Origin of the sequence: Kitasatospora sp. NPDC001527, assembly GCF_040298605.1 — a bacterium.
Classification (GTDB): Bacteria; Actinomycetota; Actinomycetes; order Streptomycetales; family Streptomycetaceae; genus Kitasatospora.
The window spans coordinates 65,691-90,009 of the sequence record NZ_JBEPAM010000015.1 but is presented as its reverse complement, the minus strand read 5'-3'; the positions used below and the strand labels follow the sequence as shown (position 1 = coordinate 90,009).

The window sequence follows — 24,319 nt, the reverse complement described above, 5'->3', positions numbered from 1 at the left end:
TAGGGCGGCTGCGGCCGGGTGGAACAGCCCCGCGCGGCGGGCACGATCGCACCGCACCGGCCGTTCGGAGGGGCGACGCCCCGGGATCCCGACCGCCGGAACCCGACCCCCGGCGGCCCGCGTCGCCACGCCACCATCGAAAGCTGGTCCGCAATGATCGAGCTCGGCTTCGACGCCGGCGGCTTCCGCCGCAACGGCGCGCCCCACCGCATCGTCTCCGGCGCGCTGCACTACTTCCGGGTCCACCCCGACCTGTGGGACGACCGGCTGGCCCGGCTGCGCGCCCTGGGCGTCAACACGGTGGACACCTACCTCCCCTGGAACTTCCACGAACTCCCGGGCGGTGAGGTGGACTTCACCGGCTGGCGGGACGTCGCCCGGTTCGTCCGGCTGGCCGAGCGGCACGGCCTGGACGTCATCCTGCGCCCCGGCCCGTACATCTGCGCCGAGTGGGAGTTCGGCGGCCTGCCGGCGCGGCTGCTGGCCGTGGACGGGATCCGGCTGCGCAGCTCCGACCCCGCCTTCCTCGCCGCGGTGGACGGCTGGTTCGACGCCCTGGTACCGCAACTGCTTCCGCTGCTGGGCAGCCGGGGCGGCCCGGTGGTGGCCGTGCAGGTGGAGAACGAGTACGGCAGCTACGGCAACGACGCCGCCTACCTGGCGCACCTGCGCGACGGCCTGGTCGCCCGCGGGGTGGACTGCCTGCTGTTCACCGCCGACGGCTCCGAGGACTTCATGCAGCAGGGCGGCGCGATCCCGGGCCTGCTGGCGACCGCCACCTTCGGCTCCCGCGCCCCCGAACGCTTCGAGGTGCTGCGCCGGCAGCAGCCCGAAGGTCCGCTGGCCGCCATGGAGTTCTGGATCGGCTGGTTCGACCGGATCGGCGACCCGCACCACGTCCGGGACGCCAAGGAGACCGCCGCCTCGCTCGACGAACTCCTCGCCACCGGCGCCTCCGTCAACCTCTACATGGCGCACGGCGGCACCAACTTCGGTCTCTGGGCGGGCGCCAACCACTCCGGCACCGGCCCGGACACCGCCGGCTTCGAGCCGACCACCACCAGCTACGACTACGACGCGCCGATCGGCGAGGCGGGCGAGCTGACCGAGAAGTTCCACGCCCTGCGGGCCGTCATCGGCACGTACGTCCCGCTCCCCGAGGGCGAACTGCCGCCCCAGCCGCCCCGGTTGTCGCCCCGCCGGCTCGACGCCGCGACGGGCCGCGCCCGCCTCCTGGACTCCCTCGACGCCCTCTCCGCCCCCGTCCACCGGCCCGTCCCCGAGCCGATGGAGCGCCTCGGCCAGTCGCTCGGCCTGATCCACTACCGCACCCGCGTCCCCGGCCCGCGCCCCGAACTCCCGCTGCGCGTCGACGGCCTCGGCGACCGCGCGCAGCTCTTCGCCGACGGCCGCCCGCTCGGCGTCCTCGACCGCAACCGCCCCGGCGAGAGTCTCCCGCTGGCCACCGGCCCCGACGGCGTCACCCTCGACATCCTGGTCGAGGCGCTCGGCCGCGCCAACTACGGCCCCCAGCTGGACGACCGCAAGGGAATCCGGCGCGGCGTCTCGCACGAGCGCCAGCGCCTGCACGGCTGGGAGATCCGCCCGCTGCCGCTCACCGACCTCGGCGCCCTCGAATTCCACGACGCCCTCGACACCGCCGACGGCGAGCCCGCCTTCCACCGCTTCGAGACGGACGTCGACGCCCCCGCCGACGCCTTCGTCGCCCTCCCGAGCTGGGGCCGGGGCCTGCTCTGGCTGAACGGCTTCCTGCTCGGCCGGCACACCGACGAGGGACCGCAGCGCACCCTCTACGCCCCGGCCCCGCTCTGGCGGCCGGGCCGCAACACCCTCGTCGTCCTCGAACTCACCCGCCACGGCGCGGCCCTCGAACTGCGTGACGAGCCCGACCTCGGCCCCACCACCCGCGCGCCCAGCGCGGACTACTGAGCCGCACGCCCCCCGTGTGCCTCCACACGCCTCCCGCGCCGGGGGCCGGAAACGGTCCGGCCCCCGGCCGCGAGGGCTACTCGACGGTGACGCTCTTGGCGAGGTTGCGGGGCTTGTCCACGTCGCGCTCCAGGGCGACGGCGGCGTGGTAGGCGAGCAGCTGGAGCGGGATGTTGAGGAGCAGCGGGTCCAGCTCGGGCTCGCTCTTGGGCACCAGCACGCAGTGGTCGGCGAGCTTGCTGTCGGGGCGGCGGTGGGCGACCGCGAGGACCCGGCCGGCCCGGGCCTTGATCTCGCCGAGGGTGGTGAGGTTCTTGTCGAGCAGCTCGTCGTCCGGGACGAGGGCGACGGTCGGCAGCTCGGGGCTGATCAGGGCCAGCGGGCCGTGCTTCAGCTCGCTCGCCGGGTAGGCCTCGGCGTGCACGTAGGAGATCTCCTTGAGCTTCTGCGCGCCCTCGCGGGCGACCGGGTAGCCGCGCACCCGGCCGATGAACATCATCCCGGTGGAGTCGGCGTACTCGCCGGCGAGTACGGCGATCTCCTCGCTCTGGGCGAGGACCTCGCGGATCTGGCCGGGCAGCGCCTTGAGCGCGGAGACGATCCGGCGGCCGTCGGCGGGCGAGAGGTCGTGGATCCGGCCGAAGTGCAGGGCGAGCAGCGCGAAGGCGACGACCGTGGAGGTGAACGCCTTGGTGGAGGCGACCGAGATCTCCGGGCCGGCGTGCAGGTAGATGCCGCCGTCGCACTCGCGGGCGATGGCGCTGCCGACGGTGTTGACCACGCCGAGCACCCGGCCGCCCTTGCGCTTCACCTCCTGGACGGCGGCGAGGGTGTCGTAGGTCTCGCCCGACTGGCTGACCGCGATGTAGAGGGTGTCGGCCTCGACGACCGGGTTGCGGTAGCGGAACTCGGAGGCGGGCTCGCTGTGCGCGGGGATGCGGGCCAGCTCCTCGATGAGCTGGGCGCCCATCTCGCCGGCGTAGTAGGCGGAGCCGCAGCCGAGGATCTTGACCCGGCGGATCTCGCGCAGCTCGCGGGCGTCCAGGTTGAGACCGCCCAGGTGGGCGGTGGCGAAGCGCTCGTCGAGGCGGCCGCTGAGGGTGCGTTCGACGGAGCCGGGCTGCTCGTGGATCTCCTTGAGCAGGAAGTGGTCGTAGCCGCCGGTGTCGTAGGAGTCGACCTCCCAGTCGACGGTGGACGGCTGGCGGTGGGTGGTGCGGGCGTCCTCGGTGAAGGTGCGGAAGCCGTCGGCGCGCACGGTGGCCAGCTCGCCGTCCTCCAGGTGGACGACCTGGCGGGTGTAGCGGACCAGGGCGGAGACGTCGGAGGCGGCGAACATCTCCTTCTCGCCGATGCCGAGCACGATCGGGCTGCCGTTGCGGGCGACCACGATGCGGTCGGGCTGCTCGGCGTCGAGGACGGCGATGCCGTAGGTGCCGACGACCTTGCCGAGCGCGGCGCGCACGGCGTCCTCCAGCTCGCCGCCCTCGGCGGCGTGGGCGGCGATGAGGTGGGCGAGCACCTCGCTGTCGGTCTCGGAGCGGAAGACCGCGCCGTCGGCGGCGAGCCGCACACGCAGCTCGTCGGCGTTCTCGATGATGCCGTTGTGGACGACGGCGATCCTCCCCCAGCCTTCGGCCGGGGGTGCCCCCACGGCGTTGGCGACATGCGGGTGGGCGTTGGCGTCGCTGGGGACGCCGTGGGTGGCCCAGCGGGTGTGGCCGATGCCGGTGGTGCCCTTGAAGCGGGCGGGGACGTCGGCGGCGAGGTCGGCGACCCGGCCCTTGACCTTGCGGACCTTGATGCCGCCGGTGCGTCCGGCGACGGCGACGCCGGCCGAGTCGTAGCCCCGGTACTCCAGCCGGGCGAGGCCCTCCAGCAGGAAGGGGGTCGCGTCCTTGGGGCCGATGTAGGCCACGATTCCGCACATGGTGGACTCCTTGGTTCCGTGATGACGAGGGCCGGCCGGCCGGCGCGGGCCGGGGCGAGCCGACAAGACCTGAACGCGGACCGTCAGCCGTAGACGATCCGGCGCAGCTGGCGGGCCGAGAGCCCGGGCGCCGCGACCCGGCGGGCCGGCAGCTCCTCGGCGAGCCGGGCGAAGATCCGCTCGTTGGTCAGGCCGCGTGCCTGCAGTTCGCCGTGGCGGCGCCGGACGTACTCCTCGGTGGTCTCGGAGAAGTACGCCAGCACCTCCGCCACCACCCGCGCCGCCTCCCGGGGCCCGAGCGGGCTGGTCCGGGTGAGGTGCGCGAGCAGGTCGTCGTGAGGGTGCGAGGGACCGGGCGAGCTGGACACGAGTGGGGAGCCTAGGCATCCCGTCGCCGAAAGATCAAAGATCCTGCCCGAAATCGGGCAGGATCTTGCTGCATTCGGAAGATGAAGAGGGGTCTTGTAGCCGCACGGGTGACCACGTAGCGTGATGACTTGCTCACACACCGGGGGGCCGGGGGAGGAAAGGGAGCGTCGGAAGAGTGTCGGAAGAACCGGAGGCTGGCTGATGTGCGGGATCACCGGATGGGTCGCCTACGACCGCGACCTGACCCTCGAACACGCGGTGCTCGACGCCATGACGGAGACCCAGCTCTGCCGCGGCCCGGACGCCGGCGGCGTCCACCTGGAGCGGCACGCCGCGCTGGGCCACCGGCGCCTCGCCGTGATCGACCCGATCGGCGGGGTCCAGCCGATGACGGCCGAGCACGACGGCCGGATGCTGGCCGCCCTCAGCTACAGCGGGGAGGTGTACAACCACCGCGAGCTGCGCGCCGAGCTGGAGGCCGCCGGGCACCGCTTCCGCACCCGCAGCGACACCGAGGTGGTGCTGCGCGCCTACCTGGAGTGGGGCGAACACCTGGCCGAGCGGCTCAACGGCATGTTCGCCTTCGCGGTCTGGGACGCCCGCACCGAGGAGCTGCTGCTGGTCCGCGACCGGATGGGCGTCAAGCCGCTGCACTACCACCCGACCCCGGACGGCGTGATCTTCGGCTCCGAACCGAAGGCGCTGCTCGCCCACCCCGCGGTGCGCCCGGTGGTCGACCTCGACGGGCTGCGCGAACTGCTCACGCTCACCCGCACCCCGGGCATCACCCCGTACCGGGGCATCGCCGAGGTCCGGCCCGGCCATGTGGTCCGGGTGCGGCGCCAGGGCCTCACCGAGCGGCGCTACTGGGCGCTGGAGGCCCGCGAGCACCTCCAGGACCTCCCCACCACGATCACCACCGTCCGGGCCCTGCTGGAGGACATCGTCCACCGCCAGCTGGACTCCGACGTGCCGCTCTGCTCGCTGCTCTCCGGCGGCCTCGACTCCAGCGCGGTCACCGCCCTGGCCGCCCGGACGCTGCGCGCCGCCGGCGCCGGACCGGTGCGCTCCTTCGCCGTCGACTTCACCGGCCAGTCCGAGCACTTCGCCCCGGACGCCGTGCGCACCACCCCGGACGGCCCGTACGCGGAGCTGCTCGCCCGGTACGTCGGCGCCGACCACCGGGTGATCGAGCTGGACACCGCCGACCTCGGCCACCCGGCGCAGCGGCTCGCCACCCTGCGCGCCCGGGACCTCCCGGGCGGCGTCGGCGACATGGACGCCTCACTGCTGCTGCTCTTCCGAGGGGTGCGCGAGCGCTCCACGGTGGCGCTGTCCGGGGAGTCCGCCGACGAGCTGTTCGGCGGCTACCGCTGGTTCCACGACCCGCGGCTGGTGCGCGCCGACGACTTCCCGTGGGCGCCCGTGCTGAGCAGTCTCGGCGGCAGCGGCAGCGGGCCGCGCGAGCAGCTGCTGGACCGGGAGCTGCTCGCCAAGCTCGACCTGCCCGGCTACCGGCGGGCCCGGTACCGGGAGGCGCTCGCCGAGGTCCCGCACCTGCCGGACGCCGACCCGTTCGAGCGGCGGATGCGGGAGGTGTCGTACCTCAACCTCACCCGCTTCGCCCGCATCCTGCTGGACCGCAAGGACCGGATGAGCATGGCCACCGGTCTGGAGGTGCGGGTGCCGTTCTGCGACCACCGGCTGGTGCAGTACGTCTTCAACACGCCGTGGACGATGAAGTACTTCGACGGCCGGGAGAAGAGCCTGCTGCGGGCCGCCGTCCGCGACGTGCTGCCGGCCGAGATCGCCGACCGGGCGAAGAGCCCGTACCCGATCGTGCAGGACCCGCGCTATCCGCAGCTGCTGCGCGGCGAGCTCGCCGCGCTGGCCGCCGACCCCGGCTCGCCCGCCCTCGCCCTGCTGGACCGGCGGGCGCTGTCGGACGCGCTGGCGCCGGACACCGACCCGCAGTCGGTCCGGCTGGCGACCGATCTGGCCCTGGACATCGACGCCTGGCTGACGGAGTACCAGGTGTCCCTGGAGCTCTGAGCGACGCGGCCCCGGGCGGTGCGGGCAGCGCGCCACCCGGGGCCGCGGGCCGGGCCGTGACCAGCCGCCAACCCGCTTCGTTGACCGGGCGGGACGTGCGGTAGCGTCGCCGACACCTCCCGAATGGCGGCCGATAACACGGAATCCTCAGCCCGTGCCGTCAGGATGGGGAGAGTCCCGTCCGTCTCGATCCGCCGGGGGATCTCCGTCATGCAACCGCGAGCCTTCGCGATCCTCACCGCCCTGCTGCTCGGGGTGCTCGGTCTGGGGTCGGTGGCCGTCACCGACTGGACGCCCGAGCCGGTCACCGCCGCGGTGTCCGGGCCGGCCGCCCCCGGGGACGCCACGGGCACCGCGCCCGCCGGCGCCGCGCAGCCGACCGCCGCGGGCGCCACCGCGACCGCGACCGGGGACCCGGCAGTGTGGACCCGCTCGACGCTGCGCAACAAGCTGATGGCCGAGATGGACGCCTCCGACCCCGGCATCGCCCTGGCGGACCTCGACAGGATCACCAAGCAGCTGCCGTACACCGTCCGGTTCTGCCACCCGATCGCCCACGAGCTCGGGCACGCGGCGGTCAAGCGCTTCAACGCCGACTTCCAGAAGGTCATCTCCTTCCCGCACGAGACCTGCGCGGCCGGCTACCTGCACGGCGCCGTCGAGGAGATGCTCAACGCCTCCCCCCAGCCCGAGACGGACCTGGTCAAGCTCTGCGCGCCCAAGAACAGCGGCCCGTGCATCCACGGCGTCGGCCACGGCACGATGTTCGTCGCCAAGCAGGACGTCGCCAAGGCGCGCGAGCTGTGCAACAGGTTCACCACCGACCAGAACCGGATCCGCTGCTCCGAGGGCCTGTTCATGCAGCTCTTCGGCCCGGACGAGGAGGACGAGAAGGCCAAGGCCAACCTGCCCGCCGACAAGCTCGCCCAGGACCCGCTCTACCCGTGCAAGGAGCAGCCGGCGCTGTTCCAGTCCGCCTGCTTCTTCTACGCCCCCACCTTCTACCTCTCCTCGCACGACTACCCGAACCACCCCGAGGTGTACGCCGAGGCCCTGAAGTGGTGCCTCGACGGCAAGGCCTCCGGCGGGGCGGTGGACTGCAGCCGGGGCGTGGGCTCGCGCACCATGAAGTACAACCTGGACCGCGAGGACTGGGCCGCCCAGCAGTGCGCGACCGCCGCGGACGGCTGGCAGCGCAAGGCCTGCGCGGAGGGCCTGGTCAGCTACTACACGGTCAACTACACGGAGGCGGGTGCGGCCGGCCGGCTCTGCGCCAAGTTCACCGACAAGGAGATGCAGGGCTACTGCCGCTCCGCGAGCGGTCTGTCCGGCTCACTGGACTGACGCCCGCCGTCCCACCTGTCGGGCCCGCGCCGCACGGCGCGGGCCCGTTTTCGTAGGATCGCGGGGATCGGGTGCGCCGAGGACGCCGCGCCACCAGGCCCGCACCCTCCCGGAGCCGCACATGACCTCCGACGACTTCCGCGCCGCCGCGCACACCGCCGCCGACCTGGCCGCCGACCACCTGGCGGGGCTGGCCGACCGCCCCGTCTGGCAGCCGATGGACGACGCCGCCCGCCGCGCCCTGCTGGACGCCCCGCTGCCCTCGGCCGGCCGCCCGCTCGCCGAGCTGCTGGAGGCGGTCGGCCGCGACGTCCTGCCGTACCCGATGGGCAACGGCCACCCCCGGTTCTTCGGCTGGGTGAACTCCGCCCCGGCCCCGGCGGGCGTGCTCGCCACCCTGGCCGCCGCCGCGATGAACCCCAGCTCGGCCGGCGGCGACCACGCCGACGTCCACCTGGAGCGGGCCGTGGTCCGCTGGATCGCCGAGCTGGTCGGTTTCCCGCACCCTCCCGGCGGCGGGCTGCTCACCTCCGGCACCTCGATGGCGACCATCGTCTGCCTGGCCGCCGCCCGCAACCGGGCCGCGCTCGCCGCCGGCTGGGACGTCCGCGAGGACGGCCTGGCCGGGATGCCGCCGCTGGTCGGCTACGTCACCGGGGAGACCCACTCCTGCGTCCGCAAGGCCACCGAGCTGCTGGGCCTCGGCAGCCGGCACCTGCGCACCGTGGCCACCGGACCGGACGGCCGCCTCGACCTCGCCGACCTGCGCGCCGCGGTCGCCCGCGACCGGGCCGCCGGGCTGCTGCCCTTCCTGGTGGTCGCCTCGGCCGGCACCGTCGGCACCGGCGCGGTGGACGCCTTCGACCCGATCGCCGACCTCTGCGCCGAGGAACACCTGTGGCTGCACGTGGACGGCGCCTACGGCGCCTTCGGCGTGCTCGACCCGGTGATCGCGCACCGGTACGCCGGGCTGGAGCGGGCCGACTCGCTCGCCCTGGACCCGCACAAGTGGCTCGGCGTCCCGGTCGACTGCGGCTGCGCGCTGGTCCGCGACCCCGCCGAGCTGCGCGCCGCCTTCAGCCTCGTCCCCTCCTACCTGCGCGACGAGACGGCCGGGGAGCTGGGCTGGTTCTCCGAGTACGGCACCGAGCAGACCCGCCCGTTCCGCGCCCTCAAGGTGTGGGCCACCATCGCCCACCGCGGCCGCGACGGCCTCGCCCGGGACATCGCCCGGACCACCGCACTCGCCCGCCACCTGGGCGAACTCATAGCCGCCGAGCCGGAGTTGGAACTGCTCGCGGAGGTCAGCACGTCCATCGTCGCGTTCCGCCTGCGCCCGGCCGGCCTCGCGGGACCCGCCCTGGACGCCCTCAACCGCGACCTGCCCGCCGCCGTCCAGCGCCGCGGCCGCGCCTTCGTCACCGGCGCCCGCCTGGCCGGCCGCGAGATGCTCCGCGCTTGCCTCCTCAACCCGGCCACCACCGAAACGGACCTGCGGATCCTGCTCGACGAGGTGAAGGCCGCCGGGCGCGGGACGGCCGATTCACGGCACCATTAACCGTCAGGTCACGGGGGATTCGTGATCGTGAAACACCGGAGCGGCAGATTGATGGCATGGAGCACCCGGAGAAGCCGAAGCCCGAGACCGTCCAGTCCCCGAACCCCTCCCGTGCCCAGCGTCGCGGCGCCGGAACCCACCGGTGGCGGCGCGACGCGGTGGAACTCGCCGCCGTCTTCCTCTCGGTGACCACCGCCGACCTGGTGGCCAAGCTCGTGGTGCACGGGCCGGACGGGCCGGTCGTGCTCGCGGCGTCCGCCACCACACTGCTGGCCACCGCGCTGTTCCACACCTGGTGGTCGCACCGGCACCAGTTGCACGGGCCGCCCGCGCCGGACGCGCCCCCGTCACCACCGGCCGGGGCGGCGGCCGGGACGGCCAGGACGGCCGGGACGGAGACGCCCGAGCCGCTGAAGGGGCCGCTGCACGACTTCGAGGAGACCGCGCTGTGGCGGGTCCGCACCACGGTGCAGGACTCCCCCGGCAGCCTGGCCCGGGTCTGCGCGGCCTTCGCGGCCCGGCAGGTGAACATCGTCTCGATGCAGTCCCACCCGCTGCCGACCGGCGCCGTGGACGAGTTCTTCGTCCGCGCGCCGCGCTCGCTCGCCCGGGCCGACCTGGCCGCGGTGGTGGCCGGGGCCGGCGGGCACGACATCTGGACCGGCCCGGCGGACGCCCACGACCTGGTGGACGTGCCGACCCACGTGCTGGCGCTGGCCACCCGGACCGCGCTGGACGCCGCCGAGCTGCCGATCGCGCTGCGCCAGCTGTTCGGGCAGTGCAGCATCCGGCAGTACCCGGGGGCGGCCGCGCGCGGCACCGCCGGGGTGGACGGGCACGTGATGCGGCTGCCGGTGCCCTCCGGCGGCCTCGTCGAACTCACCCGCCCGCAGCTGCCGTTCACCCCGACCGAGTTCGCCCGGGCCCAGGCGCTGGTCGAGCTGGACACCCTGCTCGGCCCCCGGGTGCCGGACGTCCGGGCCCGGCTGAGCCTGCCGGCCGGCACCGACCTGACCGTGCGGCGCGCGGACCCGGCGGACAAGGAGGCCGCGCTGGCGATGCACCACCGCTGCTCCCCCGACACCCTGCGCAAGCGCTACCACGGGCCGGTCCGGGACGCCGACCGCTATCTGGACCACCTGCTGGACGCCCGGCACGGCCAGACCCTGGCGGTGGAGACGGCCGACGGGCGGATCGTCGCCCTCGGGCACCTGATGTGGGACGACGAGGGCGCCGAGGTGGCGGTGCTGGTCGAGGACGCCTGGCAGCGGCGCGGGCTGGGCCTGGACCTCATGCGGCGGATGTCCGCGCTGGCCCTGGAGGCCGGGATGGACACCGTGTACGCGGTCACCCAGGCGTCCAACTCCGGGCTGATCGCCACCATGCGCCGGCTGGCGGCGCCGCTGGACTACCAGGTGGAGGAGGGGACGCTGGTGATCACCGCCCACCTGGCGGAGGCGGCCGAGGAGCTCCCGGTGCCCTGGCAGACCCGCCCGGGCCGGTGAGCATAGGCGGGTGAGCGCGGGCCGGCGGACGGCGGGCGGCTCCGGGGCGGCCGGTGAGCAGCGGCGATGGGGCAGGTAATCATTCGGTCATTTCTTCACCACACCCTCACCAAGGCCCCCACCCGCCCCGGAGCACGGAACCGCCGTGCCCCGCTCCCGCGTCCCCGACGGCGAACGGCCCCTCCGTACACCGCCGGGCCTGACCGCGCGTCAGGGCCGCCCGGACGGGCTCTCCGGGCGCGTCCCAGCAGGCGGCGCGGGGTCCGGGGCGCCGAGCCGGGTGGGGGAGTCGGTAGGCTGATCCCGTCCCCGCCGCCCCACGGCCCGTAGTCCGGCCCCCGGGCGGTGCCGCAGCAAGGAGGAACCACTGAGCATGGCAGGCACCGAATCGGAGCCCACAGGCGCACGCGACGCCTCGCTGCCGGCGCGCGCGAAGATCGCGGTGACCGCCGGCAAGGTGGCCGCCGCCGTGTCCCGCAAGGCCGGGCGCGGCAGCGGCTCGGTGATCGGCGGCAAGGTCGCGCTGAGGCTCGACCCCGATCTGCTCGCCACCCTCGCCGAGAACCTCGACGTCGTGCTGGTCAGCGCCACCAACGGCAAGACCACGACCACCCGCCTGATCGCCGAGGCGCTGCGCGCCGCCGGCCCGGTGGTCTCCAACGCGCTGGGCGCCAACATGCCGGCCGGCATCACCTCCGCCCTGGCCGGCGGCTCGGACGCCCGCTACGGCGTCATCGAGGTCGACGAGAAGTACCTGGCGATGGTCGCCCGGGACACCCGCCCCAAGGCGATCGCCCTGCTCAACCTCTCCCGCGACCAGCTCGACCGCGCCGCCGAGACCCGCATGATGGCGGAGAAGTGGCGCGAGGGCCTGCAGGACACCGAGGCCGTGGTGATCGCCAACGCCGACGACCCGCTGGTGACCTGGGCCGCCTCCTCCTGCAAGAAGGTGGTCTGGGTGGCCGCCGGACAGGCGTGGAAGGAGGACGCCTGGTCCTGCCCGGCCTGCGGCGGCGTGATGCAGCGCCCCGGCGACGACTGGTTCTGCCAGGAGTGCGGCTTCCGGCGCCCCAACCCGCACTGGGCCCTGCAGGGCACCCACGTGATCGACCCGCAGCGCGGCGCCTGGCCGATCCAGCTCCAGCTGCCCGGCCGGGCCAACCTGGCCAACGCCACCAGCTCGGCCGCCGTCGCCGCGGTGTTCGGCGTCTCCCCGCAGGTCGCGCTGGAGCGGATGCGCTCGGTCACCGCGGTGGCCGGCCGCTACGACGTCGTCCAGTACCAGGGCCGCGACATCCGGCTGCTGCTGGCCAAGAACCCGGCCGGCTGGCTGGAGACCTTCTCGCTGATCGACGGCCCGCCCACCCCGGTGGTGCTCTCCGTGAACGCGCTCGACGCCGACGGCACCGACACCTCCTGGCTGTGGGACGTGGACTACGAGCGGCTCGCCGGGCACCCGGTGTTCGTGCTGGGCCAGCGCAAGCTGGACCTGGCGGTGCGCCTGGAGGTCGCCGGGCTGCAGTTCCACGTCGTGGACTCGCTGGAGCAGGCCGTCCGGATGGCCCCGCCCGGCCGGATCGAGGCGATCGCCAACTACACCGCCTTCCAGCAGCTGCGGAAGGTCGTGGCCGGCTGATGCCGGACCGCCGCCGAGCGACCGCGGCCGCCCCGGCAGCCCCAGCAGCCCACCGCACGTACGTCATGGAAGGCCTTCGAGGATGAGTGAGAGCAGCCTGCGCGTGGTCTGGGTCTACCCCGACCTGCTCAGCACCTACGGCGACCGGGGCAACGCCCTGGTCGTGGAGCGCCGGGCCCGCCAGCGCCATCTCAACGTGACCCGGATCGACGTCCGCTCCGACCAGGCGGTGCCCACCAGCGGCGACATCTACCTGATCGGCGGCGGCGAGGACCGTCCGCAGCGGCTCGCCGCCGAGCGGCTGCGCAACGACCCGGGGCTGGTGCGGGCCTCCGAGAACGGCGCGATCATCTTCGCGGTCTGCGCCGGCTACCAGATCCTCGGCCACGAGTTCATCAACGACCTCGGCCAGCGCGAGCCGGGCCTCGGCCTGCTCGACGTGTGGACCACCCGCGGCGAGGGCGCCCGGTGCGTCGGCGACGTGCTGGCCGACGTGGACCCGCAGCTCGGCCTGCCGCAGCTGACCGGGTTCGAGAACCACCAGGGCGTGACCCACCTCGGCCAGGGCGTCAGCCCGCTGGCCCGGGTCACCGCCGGCCGGGGCAACGGCACCGGCGACGGCACCGAGGGCGCCTGGCGGGACACCGTCTTCGGCACCTACCTGCACGGACCGGTGATGGCGCGCAATCCCGCCGTCGCCGACATGCTGATCAAGCTGGCGCTGGACGTGAACGCCCTGCCGCCGGCCGACACCACCTGGTACGACGCGCTGCGCGCCGAGCGCATCGCGGCCACGACGCGCCCCGCGTAGCACGTCCCGACGCCCGTCCGCCGGGTGCCCGCGATGCGGTCACCCGGTCCACGGACGGGCCGGAACGTACGACAATGGGGCTGCCCCACCCGGGGCTGCCGGCTGCACACCCTCCTCGGCAGCAGGCTGCAATTCCGCGCGGGGGCGCCGACGGCGCCGCTCCCGCGTCGGCTCCTGCCCGGCCGGACGCAGGGGCCGTATGCTCGACATCCACGGCCGGTTTCGGATGTTCTGTCCGGATCGGCCGGTCCTTCACCCGGCGGACACCTCCGCGCCAACCCGGCGCGGGAGAGGCCCGCTACGGTGGCGGTCCGTCGTCCCAGCCTGTAGTCCGGCCGTTCCTCGGTTCTGCTCGGGAGTTGCAAAGCAATGCGTATTGGAGTGCTGACCAGCGGCGGTGACTGCCCCGGCCTGAACGCGGTGATCCGCTCCGTGGTCCACCGGGGGGTGGTCGACCACGGCGACGAGATCATCGGGTTCGAGGACGGCTGGCGCGGTTTCCTGGAGGGGCATCACCGGCCCCTGACCCTCGACTCGGTGAGCGGCATCCTCGCCCAGGGCGGCACGATCCTCGGTTCCTCCCGGGTCCAGCCCAGCCACCTGCGCGACGGCGTCGAGCGCGCCAAGCAGTACTGCGCGGACCTCGGCCTGGACGCGGTGATCCCGATCGGCGGCGAGGGCACCCTGAAGGCCGCCAAGCTGATGAGCGACGCGGGCCTGCCGATCGTCGGCGTGCCGAAGACCATCGACAACGACATCGCCTGCACCGACGTCACCTTCGGCTTCGACACCGCCGTGTCGGTCGCCACCGAGGCGCTCGACCGGCTGAAGACCACCGCCGAGTCGCACCAGCGCGTCATGGTCGTCGAGGTCATGGGCCGGCACACCGGCTGGATCGCGCTGAACGCGGGCATGGCGGCCGGCGCTCACGCGATCGTCGTCCCGGAGCGCCCGTTCCACATCGAGAAGCTCACCGACGTCGTCCGGGAGCGCTTCGACCGGCAGAAGAAGTTCGCGATCGTGGTCTGCGCCGAGGGCGCCAAGCCCGAGCCCGGCACCATGCACTGGGAGGAGGGCACCAAGGACATCTACGGCCACGAGCGGTTCACCGGCATCGCCACCCAGCTCTCCCGCGAGCTGGAGCACCGGCTCGGCAAGGAGGCCCGCCCGGTGATCCTCGGCCACACCCAGCGCGGCGGCACCCCGACCGCCTACGACCGGGTGCTCGCCACCCGGTTCGGCTGGCACGCCGTGGAGGCCGTCCACAAGGGCGCCTTCGGGCAGATCACCGCGCTGCAGGGCACCAGCATCAACCTGGTGCCGCTGGCCGAGGCGGTCGCCGAGCTGAAGACCGTGCCGGCCGACCGCTACCAGGAGGCCGAGACGGTCATCTGACCGCCTTCCTCCCGCGGACCGGTGCCCCGGCCCCCCGAGCGCGCGAGTCTCGGGGGGCCGGGGCCGTTCTCGGCAGCCGCCCTGCCGGGGTCGGGACCGCCGGGATCGGGACCGCCGGGAGCCGGCCGCCGTCGGATCAGTAGCCGGTGTCGTAGGTGTAGGTGCCGCTGTGGTCGAGCAGGTCGGCCGGGGAGACGGTGTTCCACGGCTTCATCGGCTCGTTGAGGTCCACCACGTTCGGCGTGCCGGCCGCCGGCAGGTAGCTCTGACCGGGGTTGCGCTTCTGCCACTCGGACCAGAGCTTGTCCACGAAGCAGTGGTGCAGCCAGAACACCGGGTCGTTGGGCGACATCCCGGTGGCCATCTGGCCGCCCACCCAGACGTGCACCCGGTTGTGCAGGTTGACCCCGCGCCACCCCTCCAGGTTGTTGCGGAAGCCGGACGAGGAGCTGTTCCACGGCGCGGCGTCGTAGGTGGTGATGGCGAGCACCGACTCGGTGTCGGGGCGGCTGGGCAGCTCGGCCACCGCGCTGCCGAGCTGGCGGCGCAGGTAGGTGCGGCTGTCGGTGTTGACGTTGAGCCGCCAGTTGCCGGTGGAGTAGGCGAACGGGCCGGTGGTGACCTGGCCGTCGCTGGACCGCCCGTTGCCGCCCATGAAGTCGGCGGCCCACAGGGTCGAGCCCGCGGAGCGGTCGGCGGTCCAGTCCCAGTACGGGAGGGTGACGGCCGGGTCGATCGCCTGGAGCGCCCGCTCGAACTGCAGCAGGTACTGGCGGTGCCAGGGCAGGAAGGACGGCGAACGGTGGCCGGTGCGCTCGCCGTTGTCGACGTCGCTGAGGATGAACTGGTTGTGCGTGGTGACGAACGGGTCGTAGCCGCCGTTGGCCTTGAGCGCCAGGACCGCGGTGACGAAGGCGCGCTTCTCCTGGGCCGTCAGGGTCGCCTGGTTCTTGCGGACTCCCATGAGTCCCCCCTCTGTGGTGGTTTCGGTGCCGGGTACCGGCCGGATCAGGCGGTCGCGACCGGGACGAGCGTGGCGCCCTGCAGGTCGTTGACGGCGGCCCGGGCGAGCGCGCGCGGCGTCGCGAAGGTCTGGTAGTGGTTCACGACGCTGATCCAGGTGCCGTCGGCGTTGCGCATCATGTGCAGCTCGTCGCCGTCGATCCGCACCTCGTACCCGGTGCCGGTGCCAGTTCCGGCGCCCGCACCGGTACCACCGTGCTGGTGGCTCCCCCCGTCGACCGGGCGGCCCTGGATCCGCCGGCCCTGGAAGACCTCGTCGAAGCTGTCGGAAGCGCCGGGATCGGCGGCGGTGGCCGCCCCTCCCGGACCGGCCACGCCGATCACGACCGTCCCGGAGGCGACGGCCAGGGCGGCCGCGGCCCCCTGGAGCATCCGCCGGCGGGTCAGTTCGGTGCCGTGGGTGTCCTCGGACATGCTGAATACCCCCTCGTGTGCCTTCGGCTGTTGTCGAGGCACTGTTCACAAACGATTGGTGCATCGTTAATCAAAGGCGATTCCTTGATCGAAACCGCCCTTTCGATGCTGGCAAGGCTTGTTGACCTAGGGAACAGCCGATCGGCGGGGGTGCGGAGGGTTGCGTCCACATTCGGTCATCTTTTGCTCTACCTTGACCGGTGCACCAGAGTGGACCACACCACCACCGGAAGGACCCGGGCCAGATGGAGATCCTCGCGTACGGCGTGCAGGCGGACGAACGGCCGCTGCTGGAGAAGGCCTTCGAGGGCCGGCACGAGCTGCGCTGCCTGTCCGTCTTCCTCAACCGCGACACCGCCCCGCTGGCCGCCGGCTACCCGGCCGTCAGCAGCAGCGTCAACGCCGAGCTGGACGCCGGGACGCTGACCGCGCTCGCCGAGGGCGGCACCGAGCTCATCGCCCAACGCTCAACCGGCTTCAACAACATCGACCTCGACGCCGCCGCCGAACTCGGCCTGACCGTCGCCCGGGTCTCCCACTACAGCCCCTACTCAGTGGCTGAACACGCCTGGGCCCTGGCCCTCGCCGTCAACCGCCGCCTCACCCGGGCCGCCAACCGCTCCCGCGAGTTCGACTTCCGCCTCGACGGCCTGCTCGGCCGCGACATCCACGGCATGACCGTCGGCGTCATCGGCACCGGCAAGATCGGCGAGTGCTTCACCCGCATCGCCGCCGGCTTCGGCACCGAGCTCCTCGGCTGGGACATCGCCCCCAACCCCGCCTGCGTCGACCTCGGCATGACCTACACCGAACTCCCCGAACTCCTCACCCGCGCCGACCTGGTGAGCCTGCACGTGCCCCTGCTGCCGTCCACCCACCACCTGATCGACGGCGCCGCCCTCGCCCGCATGAAGGACGACGCCATCCTCGTCAACTCCAGCCGCGGCGGCCTCGTCGACAGCCTCGCCCTCGTCGAAACCCTGCGCGCCGGCCGCCTCTCCGGCGTCGGCCTCGACGTCTACGAAGAGGAGACCGGCGTCTTCTTCACCGACCGCTCCATCCAGGGCATCACCGACGACACCCTCGCCCGCCTCGTCACCTTCCCCCAGGTCCTCGTCACCAGCCACCAGGCCTACTTCACCCACACCGCCGTCGGCCAGATCATCGACGCCACCGCCCGCAACATCGACGACTACGCCGCCGGCCGCACCAACGAGAACACCCTCGTCCCCAAGGGCTGACCCGGGCCGCTCACCGGGCCCCGTCCTGCGGCGGCTTCACCCCCGCCACCCCGTAGAGGATCCTCGTCGACCGGCCGCTGCGCATCCGGACACCGTCGCGGCGCCCCAGGGACCACGGGACGAGGTCCCGGACGACCGGCACGACGCCGAAGACCTCGACCGGCACGCCGTTGGCCGCGCACGCCTCGGCGAGCCGGCGGGGGTCGATGAACATCCGGTGGTCGTGCGAGCCCTTGGGGGCGGCCCAGGACACCGGCATGCCCTCGCCCACGGTGATGACCGAGAGCCGGGCCAGGAAGGTGTCGGCGATGGTGTCCATGACGAGGGTGCCGCCGGGCTTGAGCAGGCGGCAGCACTCGGCGACCACGTCGAAGGGGCGCTCCACGTGTTCGAGGCAGTACCCGGCCACCACGACGTCGGCGCAGCCGTCGGGCAGCGGGATGGCGTGGACGTCGTGGATCAGGACCTCGTCGACACCGTGCCGCCGGGCCACCTCCGCGCTCTTGGCGGACACGTCGATGCCGATGTGGCGGTAGCCCTTGTCCGCGATGTGCGGGTGCAGCAGGCCTCCGCCGCAGGCCACGTCGATCAGCACGGCGCCGGGCCGGCGGGCCGGCGGGATGTGCTCGGCCCGGGTGCGGGCGCACCAGTGGAGGATCGCGAGCGGGCCCCGGCGCTGCCACCACAGCGTCGACCAGGAGTCGTACTCGGCGGGCTCCGGCGCGCCGGGATCGCCGGTACTCACGACGCTCTGGGTGCCCACCGTGCCCACCGTGCTCACGGGGCCCCCGGGGGCGGCCCCGGCATGGCGTGCGTGCAGGGCGGTCGCCCGCAGCGCGAGCGCGTCGGCGCGCAGGTCGGCAGCGGGCCGGTCGCCGTCCACGCGACGGTGGCTCAGCAGGAAGGCGACGGCCGCGTCGAGGCGCGGCGCGTCGAGGACCCCGGTGGTGTGTGCGGCGATGACGCACCGGGCCGTCTGCGCCACCGCGCTCGGGCCGCTCGGCCGTCCGGCGGTGCCCGGGGCGCGCGCGGTGTCCTCGCTCCATCCACCGTCCGGGTTCTGCTGCCGGTAGACCCACTCCATCGCGCCGTCCACGGCGAGGTGCCCGATCCGCATCCCCGCCGCTCCGAGCGCGGGCAGCACCTCGGTGGTCGCGCGCAGCCGGCCGTCGCGGCGGTCGTCCCAGTACCCCTCGACGGCCTGCCGGGCCAGCAGGAGGCGGATCGCGCGGGAGACGGCCGGATTCCGGCCGTGTCCCGCGGCGCACAGCGCCTCGACGACGTGGGCGGTGACGCCCGGCGCGGTGGACTCGCCGAGCCGGCCGGGGCGGTGGACACCGTGGTGCGACCAGCCGCCGTTCGCGGACTGCCGTTCGAGGAGCCGGCGGACACCTTCGGCGACGGCGGTGTCCGCCTTCCGCGCACGGGACGCTTCGACGGCGTGCAGGGCGGAGAGGACGAGTGCGGTGCCGTCCACGTCGGACACCGCCATGGGCGCGAGGGCGGGCAGGCCGGCCGCCGTGCCGTCCCGGTCGGGAAGCAGCCGGTCGAGCGCACGGTCCACCGCCGGGTCCGAACCGGCCAGTGCGCCCCCCGCGGCCAGGGACCGCAGGACGACGGCGGTGTCCACCGCGGCGGCGGGGAGGGCGAGGACGTCCGGCCGGGCCAGGGCGTCGAGTGCGGCACGGACGGCGGGGTGCGAGGTGCCGCCGCCCAGGGCCCACAGGGCCAGCGCGCAGAGGGCCGTGTGCGACCGGTCGCCGCCCCAGCTCCCGCCGCTCTCCTGCCCGTCGACAAGGAGGCGGTGCGCCTCGCGCAGCGCGTCGCGGCGCAGGGAGCGCGGAGCGGTCCGGCCGAGGGCGCGGACCGTGCCGAGCCCGGCGGTGGCCGCGGTGCGGCGCAGGCCGGTGCGCCCGTGCTTCCCGGTCCGCAACGGCGCGGTGTCGACGGGAAGTCGACGGACCGGGCGGACCGATCCCAGCACACCGACCGCGGCGGCGAGCGCGCGCGCCGGGGCGTCCGGACCGGGGCCGGCGCCGGCGGCCCAGGAAGGCAGCAGCAGTTCCGCGGGCAGCGGCCCGGTCCGGTTCCAGCCGACGGCCCCGGTGACCGCCAGCAGGAGGTGCGCGGGTTCGGGCCCGAGCGCCTCGATGCCGCCGTGCCGCCTGGTGAACCGCGCGGCGCGGTCGAGGACCGCGTGGTCCGCGGCGCGGCCGACGATCTGGAGGGCGAGGTGGGCGAGCACGGTGGTGGACAGGTCGGAGGGCCCGTCCGGATGCCAGGGGAAGCCCCCGTCATCGTTCTGCCGTGCGGTGATCCGCTCGTACCGCTCCGCCTCCCGGACCGGGTCGACGGCGTCGAGCAGCCGGTGGGCGAGGAGGTCGACGGCCTCCTCCCGGACGCCTCCCGCCGCGAGGCCGGCGCTCCCGTCGGCCTCCTGGTCCAGCCGCTCGGCCAGGGCCGCGCGTGCGGCGCGGAGCGCCGCGTCCACCTCGGGCCCGGCCCCGTCCACGCGCGGGTCGGCGCGCCGCTCCGTCACCGGGCCTCGCTCCCCCCGGTTCACCATGCGACGGAGAGCTTCTCGGGGCCGCGGAAGAGCAGGCCGGTCTTCCAGTCCACGGAGTCCGGCGAGCCGGCGAGCCGGAGGTCGGGCAGCCGGGCCAGCAGCGCGCCCAGCGCGACCTGGAGTTCCATCCGCGCCAGGGACGCGCCCACGCAGTGGTGCGGGCCGTGGCCGAAGGCCAGGTGCTGGCGGCCGGTGGAGCGGGTGAGGTCGAGGAGGTCGGGTCCGTCGAAGATCCCGGGGTCCCGGTTGGCGGCATTGGTCGAGGTCAGCACCGGCGAGCCGGCGGGCACCGTGCCGCCGCCGAGTTCGACGTCGGTCGTGGCGTAGCGCGGGTAGGCGGCACAGACCGTCAGCGGGGTGAACCTGAGCAGCTCCTCGACGGCGTCGGGGAGCAGTTCCGGCCGGGCCTTGAGGAGCGCCAGCTGGTCGGGGTGGGTGAACAGCACGTAGGCGAAGTTGGCGATCTCGTTGGCGGTGGTCTCGTAACCGGCGATGAGCAGCAGCATGCACAGGAAGACGAGTTCGTCCTCGGACAGCCGGTCGTCCTGGTCGTGTGCCACGACCAGCTCGCTGATCAGGTCGTCGGCCGGATCGGCGCGCCGGGCCTGGATCAACCCGCCCATGTACGCCAGGAGTTCGCCCAGGCTCTGGAGCCGGGCCGGCGCGCTGTCGCCGCCGGCGAGCTGGTTGACCTCGGTGACCCACTGGTGGAACCGGTGGCGGTCCTGGTACGGGACGCCGAGGAGGTCGCAGATGACACCGATGGGGAAGGGAACGGCGAAGTCCCGGACGAGGTCGGCCGGCGGCCCGGCGGCGACCATCGCGTCGAGGAGCGAGTCGGCGAGCCGTTCGGTCGACGGGCGCATCCGCTCGGCGCGCTGCGCGGTGAACGAGCCCGCGATGAGGCGGCGGATGCGGGTGTGGTCGGGCGGATCCATCTCCATCAGGCCCATGGGCATCAGCTCGGGGGTGACCCTGGGCTGGTCGGTGCCCTCCGGCACGGACCGGCGGAAGCGCGGGTCGGTGAACACCGTCCTGACGTCCTCGTACCGGGTGACCAGCAGGCCCGGATCGCCGTAGGGCATCCGCACCGGGCACAGGGGTTCGTTCTTCCGGGCCTGCTGGTAGAGCGTGTGCAGGTCGAGCGCCTGGACCGGCGTGAACGGATACGGCCGTTCCCCGCCGGTTCCCTCCTTCTGCGCACGAACCCCGTCGCGGCTCTCCGTGCTCATGCCCCACCCCCATTGTCGGGAAGTCCGGCGTCCCGGTATCACCGGGACGATGACGGCGGACACTAACAGGCCGGTGCCCGGTTTCGCAGGGTCACCGGTGTCCCCACCGGACATCGGTGTCTCTGGACGGAGGGACACCGCACGACTTCAATCTTCCGGGGTCGCCCGGAAAGTCGGCCGGGCCCCGTCACCGCTCCGTGCCGCGCACCGCGCGCACTCGCCGTCGTCTCGCTCGGACCCGTTTTCCGGGAACCGTCCGCCAGGGGGGAAGAATCAAGAATGCCGGAGTCCCGGTCGGAAAGGTCCGCGCCCCTGCCCGCCGCACCGCTACCCGCCGATCCGCTGCCCGCCGAACCCCCGCCGGCCGTGCGCCCGCTCCCGCGGGTGCGGGCGTGGATGTCGGCGATGGGGCTGCAGATGACCGTGGTGGTGCTGCTGCAGGTGACGTTCGCGCTCTCCGTGGCCCGTCACCTCGGCACCCTCTCCCCCGGCCGGGCGCTGCTCACGCTGGGTCTGTTCGTGCCGGAGTCGATCTCCCGGCGCCTGCTCAACGACTACGACGACTTCAAGCACGGCGTGGACGTGCCGGAGAACGCCCGGCGGGGCAGTGCCCTGGCGCTGGGCCTGTCCATGCGGCGTGTGCGGGCGGTCGGCCTGGCCTGCCTCGCGGCCGGACTCCTGGCGCTGGGCTGGCTGCTGTACACGACGAATCCGTGGTCCCTGGTGGTGTTCCCGCTCTCCTTCGCCGTGCTGGTGTATTCCGGTGGGCCGATTCCGCTCGGGCACCGCGGGCTCGGCGAGATCATGGACTTCGTCATCGGCGGTTTCTACGTCGTGGCCGTCGTGATCTGGGTGAATGTCCACCGACTGCCCTTCGCGGCCGTGATGGCCGCGGCGGCCGCGGGATTCCTTTTCGCCGCGACGATGTTCCACAACGATCTGCGGGACCACGCCGAGGACATTCGGGCGGGAAAACGGACCCTCGCCCACGCACTGTCGCCGCGCGGCTCCAAGATCTGCTACGCGGTGTTCGTGCTCGCACCGTACCCGTGCGTCGCCCTGGCCGCGTACACGCTCGACTCCCCGCGCTTCACCGCGCCCCTGCTCACCCTCCCCTACGCGGTCTGGCTGGTGGCCAAGGTGACGCGGTCCCGCCTGGGAGGCACGATGCCGTCGTGGATGCACCTGCCACGGCTCCTGGCATCGGTCTTCGCCCTGCTCTCGCTGGCCGTATGGATATGACGAACCGTCACACAACGCCGACCGTGGTCGAGGTGGTCACCGAATGTCTGTCCTGTGCCCTCCCGTGGTGCACGTCCCCGAGCACGAGGTCACCCTCGAGGACACTCTCGAGACGGCACGCCGGCTGCACCCGCGGCATCCGCGCCTGAACACCGTCCTGCGCCTGATCGAGAACACCGGGGTGCGCACCCGCCGCGTCCTCCAGCCCCTGGAGCTCACCCTCGCCCACCCCGGTGTGGCCGCGCGCACCGAGCTGTACCGGGAGGCGGTGCGCACCCACCTGCCGGGGCTGGTCACGGAGGCGCTGGAGCAGGCGGACATGTCCCGCGACCAGATCCACGCGGTGGTCTTCGTCTCGTGCACGGGCTTCACCATGCCGTCGCCGATCGTCTGGATGATCAACGAGCTGGGGTTCTCCAGCGACGTCGACCAGATTCCGATCGCCCAGCTCGGCTGCGCCGCGGGCAGCGGAGCGATCAGCGCCGCCGCCCGCTACTGCCGGGCCCATCCGGACCGCAATGTCCTGATCGTCGCCTTCGAACTGTGCTCACTGTGCTACCAGCCGACGGACACCGACGTGGGCGCGCTCCTGTCGGCCGGACTCTTCGGCGACGGCTTCGCCGCGGCGGTGATGCGCGGCACGGCCCGCTCGGGCCTGCTGATCGAGCGGTCGGCCTCCGAGACCATCGCGGGGACCGCGGACTGGATCTCCTACGACATCCGGGACACCGGCTTCCACTTCCGTCTGGACAGCCGGGTCCGGCACACCATGCGCGCGGTCACTCCGGCGATCGGCAAGCTGGTGGAGGAGGCCGGCCGGAGCACCGGTGAGCTGGACTTCGTCCTGGCCCACGCGGGCGGTCCGCGCATCCTGGACGACCTCACCCGGTTCCTGGACCTCGATCCGGCCCTGCACCGGTTCAGCCGGGCGGCGCTCACGGAGCACGGCAACACCGCAAGCGTCCTGATCTTCGATTCGCTGGCGCGGTTCTGGGCGGAAGGAGCGGCCCGGCCGGGTGCGCGCGGCGTCATCGCCGGCTTCGGCCCCGGAGTCAGCGCCGACTTCTCCCTGGGGGTGGTCCTGTGAAAGGCACGCGAGGTTCCACCGGGTCCGCGCGCGCGACGGATGCGCCGCCGGTCGTCCTGATCACCGGCTGCTCCTCCGGCATCGGCCGGGCGGTCGCGCTGCGCGCCGTACGCGCCGGATTCACCACCGTGGCGACCGCCCGCAGGCCCGAGTCGCTGGCCGAGCTCGAGGCCGCCGGCTGCCTGGTGCGCGCGCTGGACGTCACGGACGACGAGGCCCGCCGCCGGGTGGTGGCGGAGCTCGACGAGCGGTACGGCGGGGTCGACGCGCTCGTCAACAACGCCGGCTACGGGGAACTGGGCCCCTTCGAGGAGGTCCCGCTGGACCGCTGGGACCGGCAGTTCCAGACCAATGTCCTCGGTCCGGTGGCGCTCGCCCAGCTCGTCCTGCCGGGGATGCGCGCCCGTGGGCACGGCCGCATCGTGAACGTCAGCTCCCTGGCCGGCAAGATCGTGCTGCCGGTGGGCGCCGCGTACCACGCGAGCAAGTTCGCGCTGGAGGCCGCGATGGAGGGGCTCTGGCTGGAGGCGCACCGGTTCGGCATCGAGGTGAGCCTGGTGCTGCCGGGTGCCGTGAACTCGAGCTGGGCGGCCAACGTCCCGGAGCAGAAGGAGTACGCCTCCGGCGTCTACGGCGACCTGGTGTCCGAGTTGACGCGGGAGATGACCAAGCGGCTGCCGCGCGGCTCCTCCGTCGAGTACGCGTCCTCGGTGGTGATGCGCGCGCTCACCGACCGCCGACCGCGCCTGCGCTATCCGGTGGGACTCGACGCCCGCCTCCTGCTGCCGGTCAGCCGGCTGGTGCCCGGGCGGCTGTGGTCGGCGTGGGTGCGCAGCCACTTCCCCTCGATGAAGCGCCCCGCGCGGCCGTCCGCGCATCCGCCGGTACCCGACGGGACCAGCCGGTGACCGCGGCGGCGCGCCCCGGGCGCGGGAGCCGGGCGCTGCGGGCCGCGTTCGCACGG

General features: G+C 73.6%; 18 protein-coding genes. 12 read left to right on the top strand and 6 right to left on the bottom strand.

Annotated elements, in window-relative coordinates; genetic code table 11:
- Window positions 1-153 precede the first annotated feature (153 nt).
- Window positions 154-1,950: a glycoside hydrolase family 35 protein gene (locus ABT238_RS17365; RefSeq protein ID WP_350762593.1), complete on the top strand. Its 1,797-nt coding sequence runs from the start codon at window positions 154-156 to the stop codon at window positions 1,948-1,950.
- A gap of 76 nt (window positions 1,951-2,026) precedes the next feature.
- On the opposite strand, the gene glmS is transcribed toward ABT238_RS17365, so the two are convergent.
- Together glmS and ABT238_RS17355 are read right to left on the bottom strand one after the other, a co-directional pair.
- Window positions 2,027-3,880: a glutamine--fructose-6-phosphate transaminase (isomerizing) gene (glmS, locus tag ABT238_RS17360; protein ID WP_350762586.1), complete on the bottom strand. Its 1,854-nt coding sequence runs from the start codon at window positions 3,878-3,880 to the stop codon at window positions 2,027-2,029.
- 83 nt (window positions 3,881-3,963) lie between these two features.
- Window positions 3,964-4,248 (bottom strand): hypothetical protein, encoded by a 285-nt coding sequence (locus ABT238_RS17355; RefSeq protein ID WP_350561504.1) that lies wholly within the window; start codon window positions 4,246-4,248, stop codon window positions 3,964-3,966.
- 202 nt (window positions 4,249-4,450) lie between these two features.
- Here ABT238_RS17355 and asnB point away from each other — a divergent pair, with 202 nt between their 5' ends.
- The 7 genes from asnB to ABT238_RS17320 all read left to right on the top strand — a co-directional run bounded on the left by asnB (window position 4,451) and on the right by ABT238_RS17320 (window position 14,550).
- The gene (gene asnB, locus ABT238_RS17350) at window positions 4,451-6,301 is read left to right on the top strand and encodes an asparagine synthase (glutamine-hydrolyzing) (protein WP_350561502.1); all 1,851 of its coding nucleotides are present in this window, start codon (window positions 4,451-4,453) and stop codon (window positions 6,299-6,301) included.
- 210 nt (window positions 6,302-6,511) lie between these two features.
- A complete protein-coding gene (locus ABT238_RS17345; protein ID WP_350561500.1) occupies window positions 6,512-7,645 on the top strand; it encodes a hypothetical protein in 1,134 nt (377 codons plus the stop codon).
- A 121-nt stretch (window positions 7,646-7,766) separates the two neighbouring features.
- On the top strand, window positions 7,767-9,203 hold the full coding sequence (locus ABT238_RS17340) for a pyridoxal phosphate-dependent decarboxylase family protein (RefSeq protein ID WP_350762565.1): 1,437 nt from the start codon (window positions 7,767-7,769) through the stop codon (window positions 9,201-9,203).
- A 56-nt stretch (window positions 9,204-9,259) separates the two neighbouring features.
- Window positions 9,260-10,708: a GNAT family N-acetyltransferase gene (locus tag ABT238_RS17335; protein WP_350561496.1), complete on the top strand. Its 1,449-nt coding sequence runs from the start codon at window positions 9,260-9,262 to the stop codon at window positions 10,706-10,708.
- Window positions 10,709-11,081: 373 nt separating this feature from the next.
- Entirely contained in the window at window positions 11,082-12,344 is a 1,263-nt protein-coding gene (locus ABT238_RS17330) for a MurT ligase domain-containing protein (RefSeq protein WP_350561494.1), read from the top strand.
- An 82-nt stretch (window positions 12,345-12,426) separates the two neighbouring features.
- On the top strand, window positions 12,427-13,155 hold the full coding sequence (locus tag ABT238_RS17325; RefSeq protein ID WP_350561492.1) for a type 1 glutamine amidotransferase: 729 nt from the start codon (window positions 12,427-12,429) through the stop codon (window positions 13,153-13,155).
- Between the two features lie 369 nt (window positions 13,156-13,524).
- Window positions 13,525-14,550, top strand: coding sequence for a 6-phosphofructokinase (locus tag ABT238_RS17320; protein ID WP_350762533.1), 1,026 nt, complete (start codon window positions 13,525-13,527; stop codon window positions 14,548-14,550).
- Window positions 14,551-14,686: 136 nt separating this feature from the next.
- Here ABT238_RS17320 and melC2 read toward each other — a convergent pair whose 3' ends face one another.
- Together melC2 and melC1 are read right to left on the bottom strand one after the other, a co-directional pair.
- Window positions 14,687-15,514, bottom strand: a complete 828-nt coding sequence (gene melC2, locus ABT238_RS17315; RefSeq protein ID WP_350561488.1) for a tyrosinase MelC2 — start codon at window positions 15,512-15,514, stop codon at window positions 14,687-14,689.
- Between the two features lie 44 nt (window positions 15,515-15,558).
- On the bottom strand, window positions 15,559-15,987 hold the full coding sequence (gene melC1, locus ABT238_RS17310; protein ID WP_350561486.1) for an apotyrosinase chaperone MelC1: 429 nt from the start codon (window positions 15,985-15,987) through the stop codon (window positions 15,559-15,561).
- A gap of 245 nt (window positions 15,988-16,232) precedes the next feature.
- On the opposite strand from melC1, the gene ABT238_RS17305 reads away from it, so the two are divergent.
- Entirely contained in the window at window positions 16,233-17,228 is a 996-nt protein-coding gene (locus tag ABT238_RS17305) for a 2-hydroxyacid dehydrogenase (RefSeq protein WP_350561484.1), read from the top strand.
- A gap of 10 nt (window positions 17,229-17,238) precedes the next feature.
- Here ABT238_RS17305 and ABT238_RS17300 read toward each other — a convergent pair whose 3' ends face one another.
- A complete protein-coding gene (locus ABT238_RS17300; RefSeq protein WP_350762517.1) occupies window positions 17,239-19,767 on the bottom strand; it encodes a methyltransferase domain-containing protein in 2,529 nt (842 codons plus the stop codon).
- 20 nt (window positions 19,768-19,787) lie between these two features.
- Complete coding sequence (locus ABT238_RS17295) at window positions 19,788-21,026, bottom strand: cytochrome P450 (protein WP_350762509.1); 1,239 nt, start codon at window positions 21,024-21,026, stop codon at window positions 19,788-19,790.
- A gap of 405 nt (window positions 21,027-21,431) precedes the next feature.
- Here ABT238_RS17295 and ABT238_RS17290 point away from each other — a divergent pair, with 405 nt between their 5' ends.
- Genes ABT238_RS17290 through ABT238_RS17280 form a run of 3 tightly spaced genes read left to right on the top strand, consistent with a single transcriptional unit; the run spans window position 21,432 to window position 24,263 of the window.
- Window positions 21,432-22,268 (top strand): prenyltransferase, encoded by an 837-nt coding sequence (locus tag ABT238_RS17290; protein WP_350561478.1) that lies wholly within the window; start codon window positions 21,432-21,434, stop codon window positions 22,266-22,268.
- A 43-nt stretch (window positions 22,269-22,311) separates the two neighbouring features.
- Window positions 22,312-23,355: a type III polyketide synthase gene (locus ABT238_RS17285; protein ID WP_350561476.1), complete on the top strand. Its 1,044-nt coding sequence runs from the start codon at window positions 22,312-22,314 to the stop codon at window positions 23,353-23,355.
- Window positions 23,352-24,263 carry an SDR family oxidoreductase gene (locus ABT238_RS17280; RefSeq protein ID WP_350561474.1) on the top strand — a complete coding sequence of 304 codons (912 nt, stop codon included), beginning with the start codon at window positions 23,352-23,354 and terminating at the stop codon, window positions 24,261-24,263. The genes ABT238_RS17285 and ABT238_RS17280 overlap by 4 nt, the downstream gene beginning before the upstream one ends.
- Window positions 24,264-24,319 lie beyond the last annotated feature (56 nt).